The organism is Oceanibaculum sp., from assembly GCF_022449305.1.
GTDB classification, from domain to species: domain Bacteria; phylum Pseudomonadota; class Alphaproteobacteria; order Oceanibaculales; family Oceanibaculaceae; genus Oceanibaculum; species Oceanibaculum indicum.
In genome coordinates, this window is record NZ_JAKUSO010000116.1 from 1 (window position 1) to 3,821 (window position 3,821).

A 3,821-nucleotide genomic window follows, 5' to 3' on the forward strand; every position below is an offset into this window, starting at 1 on the left:
AGTTCTGCCTCAGCGAATCCAAGCCGCACTGGTATCTGCCCTATACGGGCGGCCAGCCGACTGAAAGCCTGTCCCTGGCGGAGATCATGGCGATCCGGCCGCGCGCCCAGCAGGATATGACGCGCGCCTTTCCCGATTCGGTCTTCGTGAAGACCCATAACTTCCTCGGCGAGTCGCACGGCCATCCGCTGGTGAATCAGGGGGTGACGGCGGGGGCGATCTATATCGTGCGCAACCCGCTCGACGTGACCCTGTCGGCGGCGGACCATTTCGGCCTGACCATCGACCAGGCGGTGGATTTCATGGCGACGGAAGGGGCGGCGACTCTGAACAGCGCCAGCAATGTGCCGGAAGTCCTCAGCTCTTGGTCATCCCATGTGAAAAGCTGGACACAGAACCCGCATCCGGCGCTGCTGGTGCTGCGCTATGAGGATATGCTGGAACGCCCGAAGGACGCCTTCAGCCGCGTCGTCAACTTCCTCCGGCTGCCGCCCAGCCCGCAACGGCTGGACAAGGCACTGCGCTTCTCCTCCTTCAAGGAGCTGAGCAAGCAGGAAAAGAAGGGCGGCTTCCGCGAGCGCAGCCAGAATTCGCAGAGCTTCTTCCGGGTCGGGCAGCGCGACCAGTGGCGCGAGCTGCTGACAGAGGATCAGATCGCCCGCATCGTCAGCCTCCATCGGGAACAGATGCAGCGCTTCGGCTATATCCCGGAAGAGCTGCAGGCCGGCTAATTATCCGTCCACATGCGCATGGCGTTCTGGTGGATGCGCCCGAACCGCTCCAGATAGGGGCTGCCAGGCATTTCTGCTGCCAGGTCGCGGCGCAGCCTGTCCATCTCATAGGCCATTTCGCGCTGCAGCGGGTCGCGGATGAAGGATTGCGCCCAGCCGATGGCGGCCAGCCGTGTGCCCTTGCGCACCGGCTCCACCCGGTGCAGCACCAGCGACGGATAGATCACGACGGTGCCTGCCGGCTCCTTGCAGAAATGCTCGCCATAGGGTGTGACCATGACCAGCTCGCCGCCCTCATAGCTCGCCGGGTCGCTGAGGAACAGCGTGAAGGACACGTCCGACCGCACCGCTTTGTCCTGCGACGGGCCAATCAGCGCCGCGTCGATATGCTCGCCATAATGCATGCCGACATCGTAGCGGTTGAAGACGATGTGCAGCTTCCGCGGCAGGGCGTACATGGTGAAGCCGTCGGCGGCGAGCAGGGCGTTGGTGATGGTCTGCAGCAGTTGTGGCAGCTGCTGCGAGGACTGGTCGCTCTGCAGATTCTGCTTCAGCCCCTTCTTGCCGGTGACGGTGCCATCCTGGAACTGCGTGCGGTTCAGCTCCATGCGCAGCTTGGCCAGCTGCTCGCGGGACAGGATGTCGGGAATCTTCAGCAGCATGGTCGCCCTTTCTCCGCTTGCAGGGGCGGGGAAGACCGGTTTTCTTCCCCGCCGCTTCTTGGCATGCTGGCGAAAGCTAACGCCGTTTTGCCCCACAACTCAACATCCCGCATCTTTGGAGCGCCCATGTCCGCCGCCGACCCTGAAGCCAATCTCGAAAAGGCGATATCCGGCAATATCGACGCGATCCGCAAGCGCATTGCCAAGGCCGCTGTGGCGGCGCGGCGCGATCCGGCCGATATAAGGCTGATCGCGGTGTCCAAGGCGCAGCCGGCGGACCGTATCCAGGCGGCGCTGGCGGCGGGTCAGCGGCTGTTCGGCGAGAACCGGGTGCAGGAGGCGCAGGCGCGCTGGCCTGACCTGCGCGCGGCCTATCCCGACCTCGACATCCATCTGATCGGCCCGCTGCAGACCAACAAAGTGAAAGAGGCGGTGGCGCTGTTCGATGCCATCCAGACATTGGACCGGCCGAAGCTGGCGCAGGCGCTGGCAATCGAGATGGAGAAGACCGGCCGGCATCTGCCCTGCTATGTGCAGGTGAAAACCGGGGAGGAGGAACAGAAGGCCGGTGTCCTGCCGGAGCAGGCGGATGGTTTCATCTCGGAGTGCCGGGCGCTGGGCCTCGAAATCGTCGGCCTGATGTGCATACCGCCGGCCGAGGAAGAGCCGGGGGTGCATTTCGCGCTGCTGCGCGAGATTGCCCGGCGCAACGGGATCGAACGGCTGTCGATGGGGATGAGCGCCGATTACGAGATCGCCATTCCCTTCGGCGCGACGGAGGTGCGTGTCGGCACCGCGATCTTCGGTGACCGTGGCGACTGGAAGCAGCTGGTCGGCCGTTAGATCAGTTCTACCCGCAGGAGGGTCTGGGGTCCGCACCGGGCCAGGAGCCGGCGTAGATCAGGTTCCGACAGCGCGACGCAGCCTTCGGTGGGCGCGTAATCGGGGCGGGCGATGTGCAGAAAGATGGCGCTGCCCTTGCCCGGCACCACGGGATCGTCGTTATACCCCAGTTCGACGACCAGATCGTACAACCCGTCCTCGCGCCACATGGTTTCGTGGTTGGCGGGGTAAGGCAGGCGCACCGGACGGTTATAGGCCGGGTCGGCAGGATCGTCGCACCAGCCATCCAGCCGGTCGATGGCCTGGCTCGGCAGACCGGTCAGCGGCGCACCGCCTTTGTCGGCCCGGTAGTGCAGCTTTCGCAGCGGCCAGTCGCCAAGCGGCGTTCCGCCATCACCTTCCTGCTTGTCTGGAACCGGGCCGCCCTTGCCAAGGGCGCATTTCAGGCTCAACCCTTCGGCCTCCAGCCGACCCTGCCGGGCGCCGGGTGAGGCGAGCACGCGAATTAGGGTAAGCAAGCCAGACATTTAGCGATCATGCCGGATGGGCCGACGACGGTCCAGACCTGCTTATTGCGGCGCCTCGCCGCGCTGCCGGGCGCGCATCAGCGCCTCATATTTCTGCAGCGCATCCTGCATCATCGACGGCACGCCGCCCTTCTGCGTGACGGGGACATTGGCGTTGGAGGCGGCTACCACCGTCTCTTCCCGCTCCGGTCTGGCCGCATTTGCCTGCGGCGGCACCTGGAAGCGGGCGATTACCCGGGCGCCTTCGCCTTCCTTCTGGCGGTTACTGGCGGCAATCAGGGCATCCAGCCCGCTCGCCTGGGCGCTATTCAGGGCCACTCTCTCCGGCTGGGCAGCTTTTTCAGGGGTAGTCGCCTGCATCGTGACCGGCTCCGGTACTGGCGCCTTGGGCTGCGTCGCCGGTTCGGCTGCGGCCATGCGCTGTGTGCCGGCAGGGGCGCCAAAGCCGACCTGGGCCAGCATTTCCTCGCCAGCGCCACGGCCATTCTCCGCCGCGAAAATGGCATTCGCACCGGCTGCCAGCAGCCCAAGCGGGCCGCCCAGCAGGCCGGCGCCAGCCATCTGCATTTCCGGGCGGATCGTATCGCCGGTCAGCTGCCGGTAGATGCTGGAGACGACGGGGATGTGCTGCAGCGGGTTGATGAGGTCCAGGAAATCAAAGAAGGACAGGGACTCCGACTCGCCGGCATCCGGGCCTTCGCCGACCTCGGCATTGTTGAAGGAAGACGGGGCGACGCGCTCAACCGGCTCGGGGGCAGGGGCTGGGATGGTCAGGCGCATCGCCCCGCTGGACGCTCCCTGAGTGGCCGCACCCCGCTGGGAGGGGGGCAGGGATGGCGGCTGGGAGGCCATGATCTGTGAGGCAGTAACGGACATCGGTTTTCTCTTTTCATCCAGCTTTGCTTACGCAAGCGGGATGCCAGAAGAAAATCCCTGTAAACTCAAGGCTGTAAAGAAAGCGGCCATGATGATACCTGCACAGGCCGGCAGGATTCGCCGGCCTGTGCGGGGCGGGGGCGGCAGAATCTGCCCGCCAGAACGCCACTGCTTCAGAACAT

Annotated in this window: 5 protein-coding genes; 2 read left to right on the forward strand and 3 right to left on the reverse strand. The window is 65.1% G+C overall.

Features of this window, described 5'->3' with window-relative positions; all coding sequences use genetic code 11:
* Window positions 1–731: sulfotransferase domain-containing protein (locus MK313_RS17940; protein ID WP_287783560.1), on the forward strand; the 731-nt coding region annotated here is incomplete at its 5' end.
* On the opposite strand, the gene MK313_RS17945 is transcribed toward MK313_RS17940, so the two are convergent.
* Window positions 728–1,393: a Fe2+-dependent dioxygenase gene (locus tag MK313_RS17945; RefSeq protein WP_287783563.1), complete on the reverse strand. Its 666-nt coding sequence runs from the start codon at window positions 1,391–1,393 to the stop codon at window positions 728–730. The two genes, MK313_RS17940 and MK313_RS17945, sit on opposite strands and share 4 nt — an antisense overlap.
* A gap of 126 nt (window positions 1,394–1,519) precedes the next feature.
* On the opposite strand from MK313_RS17945, the gene MK313_RS17950 reads away from it, so the two are divergent.
* Complete coding sequence (locus MK313_RS17950) at window positions 1,520–2,236, forward strand: YggS family pyridoxal phosphate-dependent enzyme (protein WP_287783565.1); 717 nt, start codon at window positions 1,520–1,522, stop codon at window positions 2,234–2,236.
* Here MK313_RS17950 and MK313_RS17955 read toward each other — a convergent pair.
* Together MK313_RS17955 and MK313_RS17960 are read right to left on the reverse strand one after the other, a co-directional pair.
* Window positions 2,233–2,763, reverse strand: coding sequence for a L,D-transpeptidase family protein (locus tag MK313_RS17955; RefSeq protein WP_287783567.1), 531 nt, complete (start codon window positions 2,761–2,763; stop codon window positions 2,233–2,235). The genes MK313_RS17950 and MK313_RS17955 overlap by 4 nt on opposite strands.
* 42 nt (window positions 2,764–2,805) lie before the next feature.
* The gene (locus tag MK313_RS17960; RefSeq protein WP_287783569.1) at window positions 2,806–3,543 is read right to left on the reverse strand and encodes a hypothetical protein; all 738 of its coding nucleotides are present in this window, start codon (window positions 3,541–3,543) and stop codon (window positions 2,806–2,808) included.
* Between the last annotated feature and the right edge of the window lie 278 nt (window positions 3,544–3,821).

Bases quoted from the DNA above. Each gene is read 5' to 3' on its own strand.
- MK313_RS17945 (WP_287783563.1), bottom strand. From the start codon at position 1,393: ATGCTGCTGAAGATTCCCGACATCCTGTCCCGCGAGCAGCTGGCCAAG.
- MK313_RS17950 (WP_287783565.1), top strand. From the start codon at position 1,520: ATGTCCGCCGCCGACCCTGAAGCCAATCTCGAAAAGGCGATATCCGGC.
- MK313_RS17955 (WP_287783567.1), bottom strand. From the start codon at position 2,763: ATGTCTGGCTTGCTTACCCTAATTCGCGTGCTCGCCTCACCCGGCGCC.
- MK313_RS17960 (WP_287783569.1), bottom strand. From the start codon at position 3,543: ATGCGCCTGACCATCCCAGCCCCTGCCCCCGAGCCGGTTGAGCGCGTC.